Raw genomic sequence first — 17,997 nt, forward strand, 5'->3', positions numbered from 1 at the left:
CCGATGTCGCCATCGGGCCTCCCGTCATCCTGCCGATCGATCAGTAGAAGATGCCGTAGACCGCATCGACCACCAGCCCGCTGCGGACGTCGACGAGCAAGGCGTCGTCGTAATAGCGCACCCAGCGATACGGGCCGTAGGCTTCGGGCAGGCGATAGACGAAGGGATCGTCGATCCAGTAGCTCTGCGAGAAGAGCAGCGGCGCCAGCGAGATGCCGACCGAAAAGCGGCGGTAGCCATAGCCCCAGCCCGACGGCGCATAATAGCGCGGCAGGCGGAAGACACCGCGGTTCGCTGCACGCTCACGCGCCCAGTCGTAGCGCCGGTCGTTGCGCCAGCCCCGATCCCAGTCGTTACGGCCCCAGTCGTTACGCCGGTCGAACCGGCCGCGCTGGTTCCAGCCTTGATCCCAGCCGCGCTGTTCGGTCCAGCGCCGGTCGATGTCCTGACGCCGCTGCCAGTCGCGCTGTTCGCGGTCGCGACGCTGCCAATCCTGGCGTTCACGGTCGCGACGGTCCTGATCGGCACGATCCGGTCCGGGGCGATTCCAGTCGGGGCGGGGACCCGGGTCGATGCCCGGTCCGGGCCGGCCCGGACGCTGCCAGTCGGGGCGGCGCTCCATGCCGGGATCGGGGCGATCGGGCCGCTGCCAATCGGGGCGTTGCCCATCGGGGCCGGGGCGCCGATCCGGGCCGGGCGCAGGGCCTTGGCCGTCCGGGCCGCCGGGCCGGTCGCGGCGCCACTGACCGCCATCGGGGCCGCCGGGGCGCTCGCCGCGCCATTGCGGGCGCTCGGTACGAATCTGGGCATCGACGCCGACCTCGGCCGACAGCGGCGGACGACCGCCGTCGGGGCGTGGGCCACCCGGCGCCTGCCAGTCGCCACGACGGCCGGGACCGCCCGGGCCGCGCTCGCCCACCTCCTGCGCCTGCACCGCAACCGGCATCAGCATCGATGCAGCCAGCAACGCCTTGATCACGCTCTTCATGACGAACGTTCGTCCTTCCACTGCCGGCGCACGAGCCGGCCCCGATGATGACGTCGGAATGACACACCGGCGCTGTGCCGAAGCTGAATTGGTTCGTCAGCGTTGCGAAAGCTTGGGCCCGTAGCGGACCCGTTTCCCCTACCGCGTGGGCGGCGGCACCAGCGCGGGGACGACGCGGGCGGCGTCCGCGGGATCGATGCCGGGACGGGCGCCGGCGGGGATGGTTTCCTCACCGCGCGCGGCGCGGGCGGCGCGCTGGATCGCCTCGACCAGTCGCGGATAGATCCCGCAGCGGCACAGGTTGCGGATCGCCGACTTGATCGCTGCTTCGTCGGGGTCGGTGTCGCGCTTCAGCAGCACCGACGCCGCCATGATGATGCCGGAGATGCAGAAGCCGCATTGCGGCACATTGGCGGCGATGAAGGCGAGTTGCAGCGGGTGGTTGCGTTCGCGCGACAGCCCTTCGATCGTGGTGACGTAGCTGCCCTCGATCGCCCCGATGGGAACGCGGCAGGACAAGACGGCACGACCGTCGATATCGACGGTGCAGGCACCGCAATCGCCGGTGCCGCAGCCGTATTTGGTGCCGGTCAGGTTCGATGCGTCGCGCAGCGCCCACAGCAGCGGCGTTGCGGGGTCGAGCCGATATTCGACCGGCTGGTTGTTGACCGTGAGGCGCGACATGAAAGCCCCATAAGCGAAACGCGGCGTTTCGATCCACAGCGATTGCGGACGGGGCGGCGTGCGGCGATCTTGGCGGCATGACGCTTCCGACGCTGTTCGTGCCGCATGGCGGCGGCCCGTGCTTCTTCATGGACCCGCATGGCGGGCCGCCCGACCCGATGTGGCGGCCGATGCAGGCGTATCTTGCCGGGCTGGTCGCATCGCTACCCGAACGGCCGCGCGCGATCCTGATGGTATCGGGTCATTGGGAGACGCCCGATCTGACGGTGCATGTCGGTGAGCGACCCGAGTTGCTGTTCGACTATTACGGCTTTCCCGACCACACTTATCGCCTGCGCTGGGATGCCCCCGGGGCGGTCGATGTGGCACGTGCTGCGGCTGATCTGTTGCGCGCGGCAGGGCATGCCGTCGGCGAAGAGGCGCAGCGCGGCTGGGACCATGGCGTCTTCATCCCGATGATGGTCGCCAACCCTGACGCCGACATCCCGCTCGCCCAGCTGTCGCTACGGGCCGACCTGGACCCCGCCGCGCATATCGCGATCGGGCGGGTACTGGCGCCGCTGCGCGATGCGGGGGTGCTGATCGTCGGATCGGGGATGAGCTTCCACAATCTGCGCGCGCGGGGGCCTGCGGTGACGCCGGTCGCGCGCGAATGGGACGATGCGCTGGTCGCCGCCGTGACCGATCCCGATCCGGCGCGGCGCGCGGTAAGGGTGGCAGCGTGGGAGACGCTGCCGCACGCCCGGTTCGCGCACCCCGAGGCCGAGCATCTGCTGCCGCTGATGGTCGCGCTGGGGGCGGGCGCCGACGATGCGGCGCTCTGCGACTATCGCGACGTGGTGATGGGCTGGGCGGTGTCGGGGTTTCGATTCGGGTGACGGGTATGCCGGGGGTCGGTGGTGCGGCTTGCCAGCGATGGCGGCGGGCGCCTATGCGCTGGGGATCATAATCTTCCCCAGGAGAGGCTGCCAGTCCCATGGCCATGCATGTCGACACAACCCAAGCCGCGGCCCGCGGCGATGCCGCGCACGGCTATGACGCGCCCGATCTGCGCATCTTCGTCATCGCGCTATTCTTCATCTTCGGCGGTATCACCAGCCTCAACGACATCATCATCCCGAAGCTGAAGGAGCTGTTCACGCTCGACCATGCGACGTCGATGCTGGTCCAGTCGGCGTTCTTCCTGGCCTATGCGCTGTTCTCGCTGCCCGCGGCGGCGATCGTGCGCAAGGCGGGCTATATGCGCACCGCGTCGATCGGCCTCGTCACGATGATGGTCGGTTGCCTGCTCTTCATTCCTGCGGCGCAGAGCGCGACGTTCGCGATGTTCCTGGTGGCGCTGTTCGTGCTGGGCGCGGGCATCACGATCGTGCAGGTCGTCGCCAACCCGCTGATCTCGCTGCTGGGCAAGCCCGAGACGGCGTCGAGCCGCCTGACCTTCGCGCAGGCGTTCAACTCGCTCGGCACCACGATCTTCCCGCGCGTCGGGTCGTCGCTGATCCTCGGCGGGCTCGCCAGCGTCAGCGCGGCGTCGCTCAGCGGTGCGGCACTGGTGACGTACCGGCAGGAAGCGTCGCAGGCGATCGTCCACACCTATCTGGGCCTCGCCGTCGCGCTGCTGGTGATCGCCGCCGTCGTGTGGACCCGCCGCAACCGCCTGAAGGAAGAACAGGACCAGACGGGCAGCATCTTCCACGCCTTCACCCTGCTGAAGCGCCCGCGCTTCGCGATGGGGGCGGCGTGCATCTTCCTGTACGTCGGTGCGGAAGTCGCGATCGGGTCGGTCATCGTGCTGTATCTGATGCAGGCGTCGGTGTTCGGCATCGGCGATCAGGCCGCGGGCAATTACGTCCCTTATTACTGGGGCGGGGCGCTGGTCGGCCGCTTCATCGGTTCGTGGGTGCTGACGCGCGTCGCGCCGGGCAAGGTGCTCGCCGCCGTGGCGACGGGCGCGATCGCGCTGATCCTGATCTCCGCCAACACGACGGGTGCGATCTCGGGCTATGCGCTGCTCGCGATCGGCTTGATGAATTCGATCATGTTCCCGACGATCTTCAGCCTCGCCAGCGAAGGCCTGGGCAAGCGCGCCGCGGAAGGATCGGGCATCATCGCCACCGCGATCGTCGGCGGCGCGATCATCCCGCCGTTGACCGGCCTGATCGCCGATGCGACCGGATCGATGCAGTTGTCGCTGACGCTGCCGGCGATCTGTTACGCGCTGATCCTGGCCTATGGCCTCTACGCACGGCGGTCGGCGGTGACGGCCTGAGCTACAGGCCGAGGCTCGCGATCTCCGCGGGCGTGAAGCCGAGATCGGCGAGCGTGGCGGCATCGGTCCGCTCGCTCCCCAGCGCGGGGGGCACGGTGGCGCTCGCCGAGTAGCGCGGGGCGGGGGCGGGCTGGATCACGCCGCCCGCCTCGACCAGCGTCCCCCGCGCGATATTATGCGGGTGAGCGGTGGCTTCGTCGAAGTCGAGGACAGGGGCCACGCACGCCTCGCTGCCCGCAAACGCTGCGACCCAGGCATCGCGCGGCCGGGTGCGGAACAGAGCCGCCAGACCGTCGCGCTGCGCCGGCCACGCGGAGGGATCGAGCTGGCGGTCCCAAAGCGGATCGCTGAGGCCCAGGACTCGGCGGAGCGCGGCGTAGAAGGCCGGCTCGATCGCCCCGACCGCGATCCATTTGCCATCCTGCGTTTCATACGTGTCGTAGAAGGGGGCGCCGCCGTCGAGCAGGTTGGTGCCGCGCGCGTCGCTCCACCGTCCCATGCCGCGGAAGCCCCAGATCATGCTCATCAACAGTGCTGATCCGTCGGTCATCGCGGCGTCGACGACCTGTCCTTCGCCGCTGCGTTGCGCGTGGAGCAGCGCGGCGAGCATACCAAATGCCAGCATCATGCCGCCGCCGCCGAAATCGCCGAGCATGTTGATCGGTGCCGTCGGCTTGTCGCCAGCGCGCCCGAAGGCATGGAGCGCGCCGGAGATGGCGATATAGTCGATGTCGTGGCCAGGGTCGGCGGCAAGGGGGCCGGTCTGTCCCCAGCCGGTCATGCGGCCGTAGACGAGGCGCGGATTGTCGTTGAGCAGCACGTCGGGGCCGAGGCCCAGCCGCTCCATCACACCGGGGCGGTAGCCTTCGATCAGGCCGTCAGCGCTCGCGACGATGCGGCGGACCGCGGCGATGCCCTGCGGCGTTTTGAGGTCGATCGCCACCGATCGACGCGAGCGGAGCAATGGGTCCTTGGTCGGATCGCTGAACCCCGGCTGGGGGCCGCGATCGATACGGATCACCTCCGCGCCATGGTCGGCGAGCATCATGCCGCAGAACGGGCCGGGACCGATCCCGGCCATCTCGACGATGCGTAGCCCGGTGAGCGGTGGTGGCGCCATGGGTCCTCTCCCTCTGTTTAGAGGGAGGGTAAGCGGCGCGGCGAGTGAGCACAACAAATGTTATGCTAGGTGTGAGGCGTCTTAGCTCAGGCAATGCCCCACTTCCGTCACCTTGGACTAGTTCCGGGGTCCCGCTACGCCTGTGCGGTCAAAGAAGCGGGACCCCGGCTCAAGGCCGGGGTGACGATGGGAGGTGACGGACCGGCGAACCCCTGGGAACCTCTCGCGACGTCCTCAGAACGCCGCGATGCCGGTGATTGCGCGGCCCAGGATCAGCGCGTGGACGTCGTGCGCGCCTTCGTAGGTGTTGACCGTCTCCAGGTTCATCGCGTGGCGCATGACCTGATATTCGCCGCTGATGCCGTTGCCGCCGTGCATGTCGCGCGCCATCCGGGCGATATCGAGCGCCTTGCCGACGTTGTTGCGCTTGACGATCGAGACCATCTCGGGCGCGAACCGCCCCTCGTCCATCAGGCGGCCGACGCGCAGCGAGGCTTGCAGGCCGAGTGCGATCTCGGTCTCCATGTCAGCGAGCTTCTTCTGGTAGAGCTGGCGGCCAGCGAGCGGGGTGCCGAACTGCTTGCGGTCGAGGCCGTATTGGCGGGCGGCGTGGAAGCAGAATTCCGCGGCGCCCAATGCACCCCAGCTGATGCCGTAGCGCGCGCGATTGAGGCAGCCGAACGGGCCCTTCAGCCCCTCGACATTGGGCAGCAGCGCGTCCTCGCCGACCTCGACATCCTCCATCACGATGCCGCCGGTGATCGAGGCGCGTAAGGAGAGCTTGCCCTCGATCTTCGGCGCGGACAGGCCCTTCAGTCCCTTGGTGAGGATGAAGCCGCGGATTGCGCCGCCGTGTGCGTCGCTCTTCGCCCAGACGACGAAGACGTCGGCGATCGGGCTGTTCGAAATCCAGGTCTTGGCGCCGTTGAGCACATAGCCGCCATCGACCTTGCGCGCCCGCGTCGTCATGCCGCCGGGATCGGAGCCTGCGTCGGGTTCGGTCAGGCCAAAGCAGCCGATATATTCGCCGCTCGCGAGCTTGGGGAGGAAGGCGTGGCGCTGTTCCTCCGAACCATAGGCGTAGATCGGGTACATCACGAGGCTCGACTGGACGCTCATCATCGAGCGGTAGCCGGAGTCGATCCGCTCGACCTCGCGCGCGACCAGGCCATAGGCGACGTAGCTGGCGCCGACGCCGCCATATTCCTCCGGGACGGTCGGGCCGAGCAGCCCCAGTTCACCCATTTCGCGGAAGATCGCAGGGTCGGTATGTTCGTGCTGGAACGCCTCGACGATGCGCGGGGCGAGGCGATCCTGCGCATAGGCGCGCGCGGTGTCGCGGATCATCCGCTCGTCTTCGCTCAACTGCTCGTCGAGCAGGAAGGGATCCGCCCAGTCGAACTTGCCCATGCCGGCCATCGCATCGTCTCCTTTTGAAGAGCCGGTACGGGAGGTTGGGGGAGGGGGCAAGGGGGGCATCCATCCCGTCACCCCGGAACCGGTCCGGGGTGACGAGGGGCGCGAGGCGAGCGGCGGTTACAGGCCGAAGCGCAGCGTCACACGGATGTCGCGGCCGGCGAGCGGCGCGAAGTCCTTCAGGAAGCTCGAATGGCGGCGCGCCAAGACATCGAAGATGTTGTTGGCCGAGAGCAGCAGGCTGGTCTTGCTGTCCTGCCCGAACGGACGGATCGAGGCGCTGGCGTTGACCATCGTGTAGCCCGGCGTGCGGGTTTCGAAGGCGGCGAGGCGATTTTGCGCGAACACATGCTCCGCCTCGATCCGGCCACCCAGCCGGTCGCCCTGCGCTTCGAGCCCGCCGAGGACACGGGCCGGCGGGATGCGGGGCACGGGGCCGACGTCGACGATATTGGCGTGGACGTAATCGCCGAGCAGGTCGGCGTTGATCGTGTATTTGCCGATGCGCGCGAGGCGGACCGAGGCGTCGGCCTCGAACCCGTAATAGCGCGCGTCGCCCTGCTGATACTGGAAGCAAGGCAGGCCCGACAGGTCGTCGGTGCGGGCGAGGCAGACGGCGGGGTCGACGCGGTTTTCCGAAATGTAGTTGGTGAACCAGTTGTAATAGGCCGAGGCATCGAGGCTGAAGCCGTCGCCGTGCGCGTGAAGCGTCGCCTCGAGGCCCCAGCTCTTTTCCAGGCTGAAGTTCGGGTTGCCGAGCTCATAGGCCTGGGTGCCGGCGTGCGGGCCGTTGGCCAGCAACTCCTCCGCCGAGGGGGCGCGCTCGGTGCGCGACCCATTGAGGCCGATGCGCACCCCGTCGGCGATCGCATAGGAGGCGCCGATCGAGCCGGACAGCGCCTCGAAATGGCGCTTGCCGCCGAAGAAGCGATCGTTGCCCACCGGCACGCGACCGGCGACGTCGGTCAACTCATAGCGCAGGCCGCCCTCGGCGCGGAACGGGCCGTTGGCATATTGTTGCAGCGTGAAGAAGCCGGTCTGGTTGGTTTCGTTCTTGGGCAGGAAGGCTTCGTCGCCAACGACGTTGAAGATGCGATTGAAATATTGAACGCCGCTGGCGCCCTGCCAGCCGCCGCGATTGGCCTGGACCAGCTCGAGACGCCCCTCAAGGCCCTTGTTGTAGAAAGCGGTGCCGACGCTGCCGTCCTCTTCGAGTTCGAAGTGGCGGTAGTTCGCCTGGCCGGCGCGGACGCGGATCTTCTCGAGGACGCCGCCGCCGGTCTGCACCTCGCCGCGCAGGTCGACGCGGTTCTGGACGACGGAGAGGCGCGGCGCTTCCTGTTCCTGACCCACCGTGGTCGCGTAGCGGATGGGGACGCCGTACAGGCTGTCATAATGGCTGTACGACACGCCCAGATTGCCAGTGTCGGTGATGATCGATGCGCCGGCACCCGCGGTCCACGTCTCCGACGCCGAATTGGGCAGGCGGTTCCGCAGCGCAGCCGAGGCGGCGAAGTCGATCGGTTCGTCGGTATCCTGCGGCAGGCCGACCTGGCTGAGTGCGGCGGCACGGGCGGCGGGGGAGAGGATGTAGCCGCGGCCGGTGCGCAGGTCGTTCGACTTGAGGTACGATCCGTCGGCGTGCAGCACGATGTTGTTCGTAACCGCGAGGTCGCCCGCAGCGCCGCCCGACCGCTCGGTCGCCGCCGAGCCGTAGGCGGCGATGCCGTTCAGGCGGTAGCCGTTTTCGGGCACGGTGCGCGGAATGCGCGTGTCGATGACGTTGACGACGCCGCCGACCGCGGACGATCCGAACAGCAAGGCGGACGGGCCGCGCAGCACCTCGACCCGCTCGGCGAGCAGCGGATCGATGATGACGGCATGGTCGACGCTGGTGTTGCTGACGTCGATCGCGCCGATACCGTCGGTCAGCACGCGGATACGGTCGCCCTGGAAGCCGCGCAGGATGGGGCGCGAGGCGCTGGGGCCGAACGATGTCGCGGACACGCCGGGCTGGCGGGCGAGCGTTTCGCCGATCGTCGGGCGCAATTCGCGGGTCAGCTGCTCGCCCGACAGGACGGTGGTGCCCTGCAATACGTCGCGCTCGCTCTGCGGTACGGCAGCGGTCACGATGATGTCCTTGCCCTGCGGCGCGGCTTCGGGGGCGCCGGTCTGGGCAAAGGCGGGGCTGGCGAGCAGGCTGGCGCCGGCGAGCAGGAAGGTGCGCATGGATACTCCGCGTAAGAACAGGCCCGGACCCGGGCGTTGTGCAAGTGCGAAGCGTTTGTGCGACGTGATACGTTATATCAAGATGAAATCGGTGTGACGGCGCGGTTACGTCAGCACTGTGGCCCCGATGCTACAGGCTGGTGCGGACGTTGAGCAGCTCGGGGAAGAAGCGCTGTTCCACCACACGCGCGAGATAGGGGACGCCCGCGGTGCCGCCGGTCCCGGTCTTGAAGCCGATGACGCGCTCCACCGTCTTCAAATGGCCGAACCGCCACAACTGCACGTGATATTCGAGGTCCACCAGCTTCTCGGCCAGTGCGTACAGATCCCAATGATCGTTGGGATGGCCGTAGATCGTCGCCCAGCAGGCTTCGACGTCGGGCGACGGGGGGACGCTTTGGGCAAAGTCGCGCTCCAGCCGGTCGGCTGGGATCGGCAGGCCGCGACGCGCGAGCAGGCGCAACGCCTCGTCATACAGGCTGGGGCGGGCGAGTTCGTCGGACAGGCGGGCGCGGACGTCGTCCTCGTCGAACACGTCGACCATCGCCGGATTGCGATTGCCCATCACGAATTCCAGGCTGCGATACTGGTCGGACTGGAACCCCGAGCTCGACCCCAATTTGCCGCGCATCGCGGCGTAATCGGCGGGGGTCATCGTCGCCAGCACCTCCCACGACTGGATCAGCTGCGCCTGGATGCGGCTGACCCGTGCCATCATCTTGAGCGCCGGTGCGACGTCATCCGCCGCGATCCGTCGCCGCGCCTCACCCAATTCATGCAGGCACAATTTCATCCAGAGTTCGGACGCCTGGTGGATGGTGATGAACAGCAGTTCGTCGTGGACGCCGCTCAACGGGCTCTGCACGTCGAGCAGTTCGGGCAGGCGCAGATAGCTGCGGTAGGTGATCGTCATGGCGACAGCGTAGCGCAGCCTGATTCAGGCTTCCAGCAGCACCAACAGTTCGAGCCGCATGGCGTCCGCGTCGCGACGCAGCGCGAGGTCGGCAACGAGGCGGCCGGGCGCAGACACGTCTTCCTCGGGCAGGGCGGCGAACCAGGCGGTAGCGTCGCCATCGACCATCACCGCCATGGTCAGGCGATAGCCAATGAAGGTGGCGCTGGACCAGGGCGTTTCCGAAAAGTCACTAAAAGTCGCACCCACGCCATAGTTTCGCGCACTGCGTTCCAATGATTTCAACAGCCTGGCATGCGGGTCGTGGCCACGGCTCATGCGCGCCGCTCCGCCATGAAGCGTTCGATGCGATGTTCCAGATCCTGGCCGACGATCCGGCCGCGCATCATGTCGGTCACGAGCCGGGGATCGTTGACCGTCCGCCGGCCGAACTCGCTGCGCGACATCTTGGTCACGCGCAGATAGCGATCGATCTTCAACAGCAGGCACATGCATCTCCCTCCCGAGTCCGCGAATCATGTTCCTCATATGTTCTCATCGTTTCCGCTTGTCTAGGAAAAATCCTACGCTAAGGTCGGGCTCGTGGAGCAGGACGATCCAAGGGGGCGGCTGAAGGCCCTGGCCGACGCGCGGGGTGACAGCCTGGCGGCGCTGTCGGCGATGATCGGGCGCAACGCGGCCTATCTGCAGCAGTTCGTGATGCGTGGATCGCCGCGGCGACTAGCGGAGGACGACCGGCGGCGGCTGGCGGACTATTTCGGGGTCGACGAGGCGGCCTTGGGCGGGCCGCAACAGCGGCGGGCGTTCACCGTGCCGCGGCTGGACGTGGCGGCGTCGGCGGGGCCGGGTGCGCTGGTCGACAGCGAGATCGTGCTGGGGGCCGAGGCGCTCGATCCGGCGCTCGCCGCGCGACTGGGCCTGCGCGAGGGGCTGACGGGAATCGTGCGGGTGCGTGGCGATTCGATGGAGCCGGGGCTGATCGACGGCGACCTGATCGTGGTCGACCGGGCGCGGCGGTCACCGGACACGGCGGGCGCGGTGTTCGTGCTGCGCGTCGACGATGCGGTGATGGTGAAGCGCGTGGTGCGCGGGCGGGACGGGCTGACGATCAGCAGCGACAATCCGTCGGCCCCCCCGGTGCCCGAGGGGACGGTCGAGGTGATCGGCCGCGTCGTCTGGCTGATGCGCGCGCCGCGTTAGCGCTGTCGGTCGCGCAGCCAGACCGCAACGGCACCGGCAGCGCCGATCGCCAGTCCCGCCAGGAAGCCGATCGTCACCTGTCCCTGCATCAGCCCGATGGCGGTGCCGCCGATCGAGCAGAGGGCGATCAGGATGCCGCCCGCGGCGGAAGGAGGAGTGTCGGCCATGGTCGAGCCCTGCCACGTCCCGCGCCGGGACGCCAGCGTCCCCGCTCGGGACACGTGGGACGGTAGGCCGCACAGGCATTTACTATCGGACGCGGCAGGCGCGCGCCGATCCGCCGACATTGGCACGGCGATTGTAGATACGACCGGTGCCGCGTTCGCTTGAGGAGTTTTTCGCTTATGGTCGCTTTGTATGTCGTCGATGCGCAACAGGTCGCTGAGGCGGCCGAGCTGATCGCGACGTTCGGCGATCATGCACCGGTGGAGGCCGCGATCCGCGCAGGCCATATGCGCGACATCGGCAACCACGTGCATTTCTGCCGCTGGCGTCAGACCGAGCGACTGGTGGAGCTGCTGGCGTCGGACGAGGTGGTCGGTACGGTCCACTAAGCCGCGCGCGCAGGATTCGGGCTGCCGGCGCATGACGTCATCCGCCCGACAGTGTTTTGTCATGTGGGCGCTGCGATCCTCCGCCGATGGAGCAGCGCAAGGACAGGTGGCGGACGCCGTTGACCGTGGGGAGCGCCGCCGTGGGTTTCGCCATCGAGCGGCTGGCGTTCAATAACGTCTGCCTTATCAAGCGGCATGACCTTATCCTGTTGGCGGCCGTGACAGCGCCGTCGATTGTGCTCGATGTCTATCGGCTGGTACGCCAGCGCTGGCCCGTAACAGTCAAATAGCATCGCTGGCGTGTGGGCGGGGGGACGTGCGAACGCAGGAGCACAAGCCCGGGCAAAACGTCGACATATGGGATGCGCGGCTCTGGGCCTCGGCGTCTGCATGCGTCCGGCCGGTTCCTCGCTGCGTCGGGTCGATCGGGATTCGCGCCGGTGTGGGACTTTTGCGCCGGGGCGCCGCGCGCTAGGACAGGCGCATGGTGTCGCGTTGGGGGTGGTTCGGGCTAGGCGCGACTGCCGCGTTCCTTGTTGCCGGATCGGCTGCGGCGCAGACCTCGCCCGCGGGGGATACCACGCGCCCGCAGACCCCGCAGACCCCGCCGACCACGGATGGCGTATCGCTCGACCCCAACGCCCCGCTCGCGGCATTGCCCGATATCGGGGTCGCCTGGCCCGAGCTGAAGCCCGACGCGACCGAGGCGGCCGCGACGCAGGCGACCGATGCGGCGGGCGAGCGGCGCTATGGCTGGCGGATCGAGGGGATCGATAGCGCCGCGACGCCGCTGCTGCGCCGCCGGTTCGAGGAATTGTCGACGCTGGCGGAGAATGACGGCAGCGCCGCCAATGCCGCGCAGCTCGACCGGCGCGCGCGCGAGGACGGCGACCTGCTGCGCACGTTGCTGCGCGGCGAGGGCTATTATGATGCGCGCGTCACGACGCGGATTGAACCGGGCGCCAAGCCGCAGGTGGTGCTCGCGGTCGAGCCGGGGACGCTGTATCGCTTCACCGCGGTGACACTGGGCGGCGTCGGCGCGGCGGGGGACAAGGCGCCGGTGCTCGACAAGGCCTTCGGGGTGAAGGCGGACGACCCGGTCAACGCCGACGCGATCGTGGCGGGCACGACCCAGCTGCGCGCGAAGGCGGGGCAGGCGGGCTTTCCCTTCGCCGACATCGGCGAGCCGCAGATCGTGGTGGATCATGCGACCAAGACCGCGACGCTCGACCTTGCCGTCGCGACCGGCAATGCCCGGCGGTTCGGGCGGATCGTCGCATTGCCCGGCAATCGGGTGTTCGACGCGGACCATGTGCAGGAGATCGCGCGCTTCCAGCCCGGGGATGCGTATAATGCCGCGTCGCTCGACGATCTGAAGCGCGCGCTGATCCAGACGGGCCTCGTGTCCTCCGTCGAAGTGAAGCCGATCGCGGACGCCGATCCGGGCACGGTCGATATCGGCGTCAAGATGGAGCCTGCGCCGCCGCGCACGATCGCAGGCGAGCTGGGCTATGGCACGGGCGAAGGCGCGCGCGCCGAAATCAGCTGGACGCACCGCAACCTGTTCCCGCCCGAAGGCGCGCTGACGCTGCGCAGCGTGCTGGGCACGCAGGAGCAATTGGGCAACATCGTCTTCCGACGCAGCAATGTCGGCGGGCGCGACCGGGTGCTGACGCTACAGGCGGCTGCTGCCCATACGGTGCGTGACGCCTATGACGCGAAGACGTTCACGCTGGCCGGCAGCCTGGAGCGGCAGACGACGATCTTCTTCCAGAAGGCGTGGACCTGGTCGCTGGGCGGCGAACTGATCGCGTCGGACGAGCGCGACGTGATCGCGGCGACGGGCGAGCCGCGGCGGCGCACCTTCTTCATCGGTGCGGTGCCGACCAGCCTGAATTACGACGGATCGGACGACCTGCTCAACCCGACGCGCGGCTTTCGCATCGGCGGGCGATTCAGCCCGGAAGTGTCGTTGCAGGGCAATGTCTTCGGCTACGCGCGGATGCAGCTGGATGCCAGCGCCTACCAGCCCGTCCATAGCGGCGTGGTGCTGGCGGAGCGCATCCGCCTGGGGTCGATCCTGGGCGCGCCGCGCGACCAGATCGCGCCGTCGCGGCGCTTCTATGCGGGCGGCGGCGCGTCGGTGCGCGGGTACGGCTTCCAGGCGATCGGCCCGCGCGACGTCAACAACGATCCGATCGGCGGGCGCAGCTTGGCCGAGTTCTCGATCGAGACGCGGGTGAAGACGTTCGGGAATTTCGGCATCGTGCCGTTCCTCGACGGTGGCACGGTCTATACCACGGCCTTCCCGGGGCTGGGCGATTTCCAATACGGCGCGGGCGTCGGCGTGCGCTATTATTCGAACTTCGGGCCGATCCGCCTCGACGTCGGCACGCCGCTGAACCCCAAGCCGGGCGATAGCCGCATCGCCGTCTACGTATCGCTGGGGCAGGCGTTTTGAGGCGCGCCTTGCGCTGGCTTGGGCTGGGCATCGCCGCGCTGGTGGCGGTGTTCGTCGCCGCACTGGCGCTGGTCGATACCGGCATCGGCCATCGCTGGGTCACGGAGCGGATCGCGACGGTGCGCACCGCGAACGGGCTGCGCTTCGCGATCGGGCGGATCGACGGGTCGCTGTATGGCAGGGCGCGGCTGACCGATGTGCGCGTCTACGATCTCGACGGACTGTTGCTGCAGGCGCCATCGGTCGATCTGGATTGGCGGCCCTGGGCATGGGTGCGGCATCGGCTGGTGATTCGGCGGCTGGCGGTGGGGCAGGCGGTGCTGTTCCACGCGCCGCATACGCGGGCAAACCCGCAGCGCGGACCGATCCTGCCCGATTTCGATATTGCGATCGACGATCTGCGTGTCGACCGGTTGGTGCTGGCGAAACCGGTGCTCGGCACACCGCGGGTCGGGCGGGTCGCGGGGCGGGCGGATATCCGCGACGGACGCGCCCTCGTGCGGCTCGGCGCCGTGGTCGCGGGAACCGACCGGCTGGCGGTGCGGATCGATGCGGCGCCGGATCGTGACCGGTTCGATATCGACGTGCGCGCGGCCGGCGCCGCGACCGGCGTGCTCGCGCGCAGTCTCGGCGTACGGCGGGCGGTGCGGCTGGACGTCGACGGCAAGGGCAGCTGGACGCACTGGCGCGGGCGTGCGGTCGGGCGGATCGGTACGGCACGGGCGGTCGACCTTGCGCTAGCCGCGGATGCCGGCCGCTATACGCTGGGGGGCGAGGTGGCGACGGCGGGATGGACCAGCCCGGTCGTCCAGCGGCTGACCAGCCCGCGTGTGCGTATCGCGGGCTCTGCGACCTTCGCCGACCGGCGGCTCGACGGCACGCTGTCGCTGCGCAGCACGGCGCTGGCGATGACGACGACCGGGGTGATCGATCTGGGCACATCGGCCTGGCGCAATGTGCGGATCGAGGCGCGGCTGCTGCGGCCCGCGGCGGTGATCCCGACGATGAGCGGCAGCGGCGTCGTGCTGCGCGCGGTGCTGGATGGCGGGTTCCGGACCGCGCTGTTCGACTATCGCCTGCGCGCCGACCAGCTGGCGATCGACCGGACCGGCATGCGCGGGGTGCGGCTGGCGGGCAGCGGACGGCTGGGCGGCCGTGTGCTGACGATGCGGACGCGCTTCGTCGCGGCGGAGGTGACGGGCGTGGGCGACGTCGCCGGCGGCATCCTGCGCAACCTCAGCCTCGACGGGCCGGTGCGGCTGACGGGATCGTTGCTGACCGCCGATGCGCTGCGGCTGCGATCGGACAAGCTCGACGGGCGGATCATGGTGTCGCTGGATCTGGCGACCGGGCGATACGAGGCGGGGCTGAACGGCACGCTCGGGCGGCTGTACATCAAGGGGCTGGGCGTCGTGGACGTCCGATCCGACCTCACCGTCGTGCCGGGGCCGGGCGGCAAGGGCACGCGGATCGTCGGGCGTGGCACGGCACAGGTCGTGCGGCTGGATAACGGCTTCCTGCGCACGCTGACCGGCGGTTTGCCGCGCGTCGTCGCGTCGCTGGAACGCGCGCCCGACGGCACGATCCGCTTTGCCGATCTGGTGCTGACGTCGCCGCTGCTGACGTTGCGGGGCAGCGGTTATCGCCGCAACGACGAGACGTTCCATATCGACGCGACCGGGCGGCACGCGCGCTACGGCCCGGTGACGCTGCTGCGGCTGGACGGGAAGATCGACCGGCCGACGCTCGATATCGTCTTCGCCGCGCCCAATGCGACGATGGGGCTGAGTCAGGTGCGATTGCACCTCGACCCGACGCCGACCGGCTTCAACGTTCAGGCGCAGGGCGGATCGCGGCTGGGGCCGTTCGCGGGGACGGGACGTATCCTGCTGCTGCCGCCGGGCGTCGACGACGTGCTGTTCGTCGACCGGCTGGCGGTGAGCGGCACAATTGCATCGGGCCGGCTCGCGATGCCGCCGGGCGGGTTCGAGGGCACGCTGACCGTAGCGGGCGGCGGCCTGTCGGGCGCGTTGCGCTTCCACCCGGTGGGCACGGTGCAGCAGATCGTGATGAGCCTGGATGCCGCGAATGCGCAGCTGTCGGGTGCGACGCTGCGGCGTGGGCATCTGGAAGCGACGCTGCTGCTCGATCCGGCGGGCGCTTCGATCGACGCGACCGCATCGGGGCAGGGACTGCGGCAGGGGCGGCTGAGCCTCGCGCGCTTTGCGGGGAATGCGAAGCTGCGCGGCGGGACGGGCGAGATCCGCGCGTCGATCGCCGGATCGCGGGGGCGCGCGTTCGACGTGCAGACCGTGATTGCGGTGGCGCCGGATCGCTATACCGTGTCGGCGCAGGGCACGCTCGACCGCCGGCCGCTGAAATTGCTCGAACCTGCGATCGTCACGCGCGATGGCGACGGGTGGCAGCTGGCGCCGACCAAGCTTGCCTTCGCGGGTGGTGAGGGCAGCCTGGCGGGACGGTTCGCCGACAACGCGCTGGCGGTGGATGCCAGCCTGACGCGCATGCCGCTCGCGATCCTCGACATTGGCTTCCCGCGGCTGGGACTGGGCGGCACCGCGTCGGGGCGGATCGTCTATGCCAGCCGGGCGGGCGAGGCACCGACCGGGCGGATCGACCTGACGCTGCGCGGGCTGAGCCGCGCGGGCCTCGTCCTCGCGTCGCGGCCGATCGACGTGGGGCTGGCGGGCGTGCTCTCCGCCGACCGGCTGGGCGTGCGCGCGGTGATGGCGTCGGGCGGGCGCACGATCGGGCGGGCGCAGGCGCTGCTCAAGCCGCTGGGGGCGGGCGATCTCGCCAGCCGTATCGCCGCGGCGCCGCTGATCGCGCAGCTGCGCTATCAGGGGCCGGCGGATACCTTGTGGCGGCTGACGGGTGTCGAGCTGTTCGACCTGTCCGGTCCCGTCGCGATCGGCGCGGACGTCAGCGGGCGGATCGGCGCGCCGGTGATCCGGGGCGTTTTGCAGGCCAATGGCGCGCGGATCGAAAGCGCTGCGACCGGCACCGTGCTGACCAACGTCGTCGCCAGCGGCAAGTTCGGCGGATCGCAATTGCAGATCGATCGCTTCGCGGCCGATGCGGGCAAGGGCGGGCGCGTGACGGGTGTCGGCACGTTCGATTTCGGCGCGGCGCGCGGCGTGGGGGTCGAAGTGCGCTTGCAGGCGGATCGCGCGGTGATGATCAACCGCGACGATTTCGGCGCGACCGTCACGGGGCCGCTGACCTTCTTGTCCAAGGGCGTGGGTGGGCAGATCGCGGGTAACGTCCTGCTCGACCGCAGCCGCTATCGCCTGGGCCAGGCGAGTGCCGCCACCGCCGTGCCGCGGCTCAACATCCGCGAGATCAACCTGCCCGACGGCGGCGAAGAGGACGAGGCGCCGCCATCGCCCTGGACGCTGGCGATCAAGGCGAAGGCGCCCGACAAGATGATCGTCAGCGGCCTGGGCCTGTCGAGCGAATGGTCCGCCGACCTGGCGATCGCGGGCGAGCCGGGCAATCCGGCGATCACCGGCCAGGCGACGCTGGTCCGCGGCGACTATGAATTCGCCGGCCGCAAGTTCGAGCTGCGTCGCGGCATCATCCGCTTCGGCGGCGAGGTGCCGGCCAATCCCGCGCTGGATATCGAGGCGAATGCCGACAGCACGGGCCTGAGCGCTTCGATCCGCGTCACCGGCACCGCGCTGAAGCCCGAGATCAGCTTCACCAGCGTGCCGGCGCTGCCGCAGGACGAATTGCTGTCCCGCCTGCTGTTCGGCACGTCGATCACCAAGCTGTCCGCGCCCGAGGCGTTGCAGCTCGCCGCGGCGGTGGCGGCGTTGCAGGACGGCGGCAACGGGCTCAACCCGATCAACGCGGTACGGCGCGCGGCGGGGCTCGACCGGTTGCGCATCCTGCCCGCCGATCCGCAGACCGGGCAGGGCACGTCGATCGCGGCGGGCAAGTTCGTGACGCGGCGACTGTACGCGGAAATCGTCACCGACGGGCAGGGCTATTCGGCGACGCGGCTGGAATATCAGGTCACGCGCTGGCTCTCGCTGCTGTCCAGCATCTCCACCCTGGGCCGGCAAAGCGCAAACGTGCGCGTGTCGAAGGATTATTAACCCGCCGCCAGCGGTTCCGCTGAGCGCCATCGTCGGCTAGGGCCT

The 17,997-nt window shown here is 69.2% G+C and carries 16 protein-coding genes; 7 read left to right on the forward strand and 9 right to left on the reverse strand.

Features of this window, described 5'->3' with window-relative positions:
- Nucleotides 1–40: 40 nt before the first annotated feature.
- Together A7E77_RS11015 and A7E77_RS11020 are read right to left on the reverse strand one after the other, a co-directional pair.
- Nucleotides 41–988, reverse strand: a complete 948-nt coding sequence (locus A7E77_RS11015) for an RcnB family protein (RefSeq protein WP_063687972.1) — start codon at nucleotides 986–988, stop codon at nucleotides 41–43.
- Nucleotides 989–1,126: 138 nt separating this feature from the next.
- Nucleotides 1,127–1,672, reverse strand: coding sequence for a (2Fe-2S)-binding protein (locus tag A7E77_RS11020; RefSeq protein ID WP_063687974.1), 546 nt, complete (start codon nucleotides 1,670–1,672; stop codon nucleotides 1,127–1,129).
- Nucleotides 1,673–1,749: 77 nt separating this feature from the next.
- Here A7E77_RS11020 and A7E77_RS11025 point away from each other — a divergent pair, with 77 nt between their 5' ends.
- A complete protein-coding gene (locus tag A7E77_RS11025) occupies nucleotides 1,750–2,550 on the forward strand; it encodes a DODA-type extradiol aromatic ring-opening family dioxygenase (protein ID WP_063687977.1) in 801 nt (266 codons plus the stop codon).
- A 98-nt stretch (nucleotides 2,551–2,648) separates the two neighbouring features.
- Nucleotides 2,649–3,941, forward strand: a complete 1,293-nt coding sequence (locus tag A7E77_RS11030) for a sugar MFS transporter (protein ID WP_063687979.1) — start codon at nucleotides 2,649–2,651, stop codon at nucleotides 3,939–3,941.
- A gap of 1 nt (nucleotide 3,942) precedes the next feature.
- On the opposite strand, the gene A7E77_RS11035 is transcribed toward A7E77_RS11030, so the two are convergent.
- From A7E77_RS11035 to A7E77_RS18010, 6 genes are all read right to left on the reverse strand, one after another.
- Nucleotides 3,943–5,061, reverse strand: a complete 1,119-nt coding sequence (locus tag A7E77_RS11035; RefSeq protein WP_063687981.1) for a CaiB/BaiF CoA transferase family protein — start codon at nucleotides 5,059–5,061, stop codon at nucleotides 3,943–3,945.
- Nucleotides 5,062–5,295: 234 nt separating this feature from the next.
- On the reverse strand, nucleotides 5,296–6,480 hold the full coding sequence (locus tag A7E77_RS11040; RefSeq protein ID WP_063687983.1) for an acyl-CoA dehydrogenase: 1,185 nt from the start codon (nucleotides 6,478–6,480) through the stop codon (nucleotides 5,296–5,298).
- Between the two features lie 117 nt (nucleotides 6,481–6,597).
- Nucleotides 6,598–8,706, reverse strand: coding sequence for a TonB-dependent receptor (locus A7E77_RS11045; RefSeq protein WP_063687985.1), 2,109 nt, complete (start codon nucleotides 8,704–8,706; stop codon nucleotides 6,598–6,600).
- Between the two features lie 130 nt (nucleotides 8,707–8,836).
- On the reverse strand, nucleotides 8,837–9,619 hold the full coding sequence (locus A7E77_RS11050) for a tryptophan 2,3-dioxygenase (RefSeq protein ID WP_063687987.1): 783 nt from the start codon (nucleotides 9,617–9,619) through the stop codon (nucleotides 8,837–8,839).
- 24 nt (nucleotides 9,620–9,643) lie between these two features.
- Nucleotides 9,644–9,937 (reverse strand): hypothetical protein, encoded by a 294-nt coding sequence (locus A7E77_RS11055; protein ID WP_063687989.1) that lies wholly within the window; start codon nucleotides 9,935–9,937, stop codon nucleotides 9,644–9,646.
- On the reverse strand, nucleotides 9,934–10,110 hold the full coding sequence (locus tag A7E77_RS18010; RefSeq protein WP_167509714.1) for a hypothetical protein: 177 nt from the start codon (nucleotides 10,108–10,110) through the stop codon (nucleotides 9,934–9,936). Before A7E77_RS18010 ends, A7E77_RS11055 begins: the two co-directional genes overlap by 4 nt.
- 91 nt (nucleotides 10,111–10,201) lie before the next feature.
- On the opposite strand from A7E77_RS18010, the gene A7E77_RS11060 reads away from it, so the two are divergent.
- A complete protein-coding gene (locus tag A7E77_RS11060) occupies nucleotides 10,202–10,819 on the forward strand; it encodes a helix-turn-helix transcriptional regulator (protein ID WP_063687991.1) in 618 nt (205 codons plus the stop codon).
- Here the strand turns inward: A7E77_RS11060 and A7E77_RS18015 are convergent.
- A complete protein-coding gene (locus A7E77_RS18015) occupies nucleotides 10,816–10,986 on the reverse strand; it encodes a hypothetical protein (RefSeq protein WP_017977893.1) in 171 nt (56 codons plus the stop codon). The two genes, A7E77_RS11060 and A7E77_RS18015, sit on opposite strands and share 4 nt — an antisense overlap.
- 177 nt (nucleotides 10,987–11,163) lie before the next feature.
- Between A7E77_RS18015 and A7E77_RS11065 the strand changes: the two genes are divergently transcribed.
- The 4 genes from A7E77_RS11065 to A7E77_RS11080 all read left to right on the forward strand — a co-directional run bounded on the left by A7E77_RS11065 (nucleotide 11,164) and on the right by A7E77_RS11080 (nucleotide 17,952).
- Nucleotides 11,164–11,373 carry a hypothetical protein gene (locus A7E77_RS11065; protein WP_043059437.1) on the forward strand — a complete coding sequence of 70 codons (210 nt, stop codon included), beginning with the start codon at nucleotides 11,164–11,166 and terminating at the stop codon, nucleotides 11,371–11,373.
- Nucleotides 11,374–11,459: 86 nt separating this feature from the next.
- A complete protein-coding gene (locus A7E77_RS11070; protein WP_063687992.1) occupies nucleotides 11,460–11,663 on the forward strand; it encodes a hypothetical protein in 204 nt (67 codons plus the stop codon).
- Nucleotides 11,664–11,857: 194 nt separating this feature from the next.
- The gene (locus A7E77_RS11075) at nucleotides 11,858–13,834 is read left to right on the forward strand and encodes an autotransporter assembly complex protein TamA (RefSeq protein ID WP_063687993.1); all 1,977 of its coding nucleotides are present in this window, start codon (nucleotides 11,858–11,860) and stop codon (nucleotides 13,832–13,834) included.
- Between the two features lie 8 nt (nucleotides 13,835–13,842).
- Complete coding sequence (locus A7E77_RS11080; RefSeq protein ID WP_063687994.1) at nucleotides 13,843–17,952, forward strand: translocation/assembly module TamB domain-containing protein; 4,110 nt, start codon at nucleotides 13,843–13,845, stop codon at nucleotides 17,950–17,952.
- Nucleotides 17,953–17,997: the final 45 nt, after the last annotated feature.

It is taken from the genome of Sphingomonas sp. NIC1, from assembly GCF_001638925.1.
GTDB classification, from domain to species: domain Bacteria; phylum Pseudomonadota; class Alphaproteobacteria; order Sphingomonadales; family Sphingomonadaceae; genus Sphingomonas; species Sphingomonas aquatilis.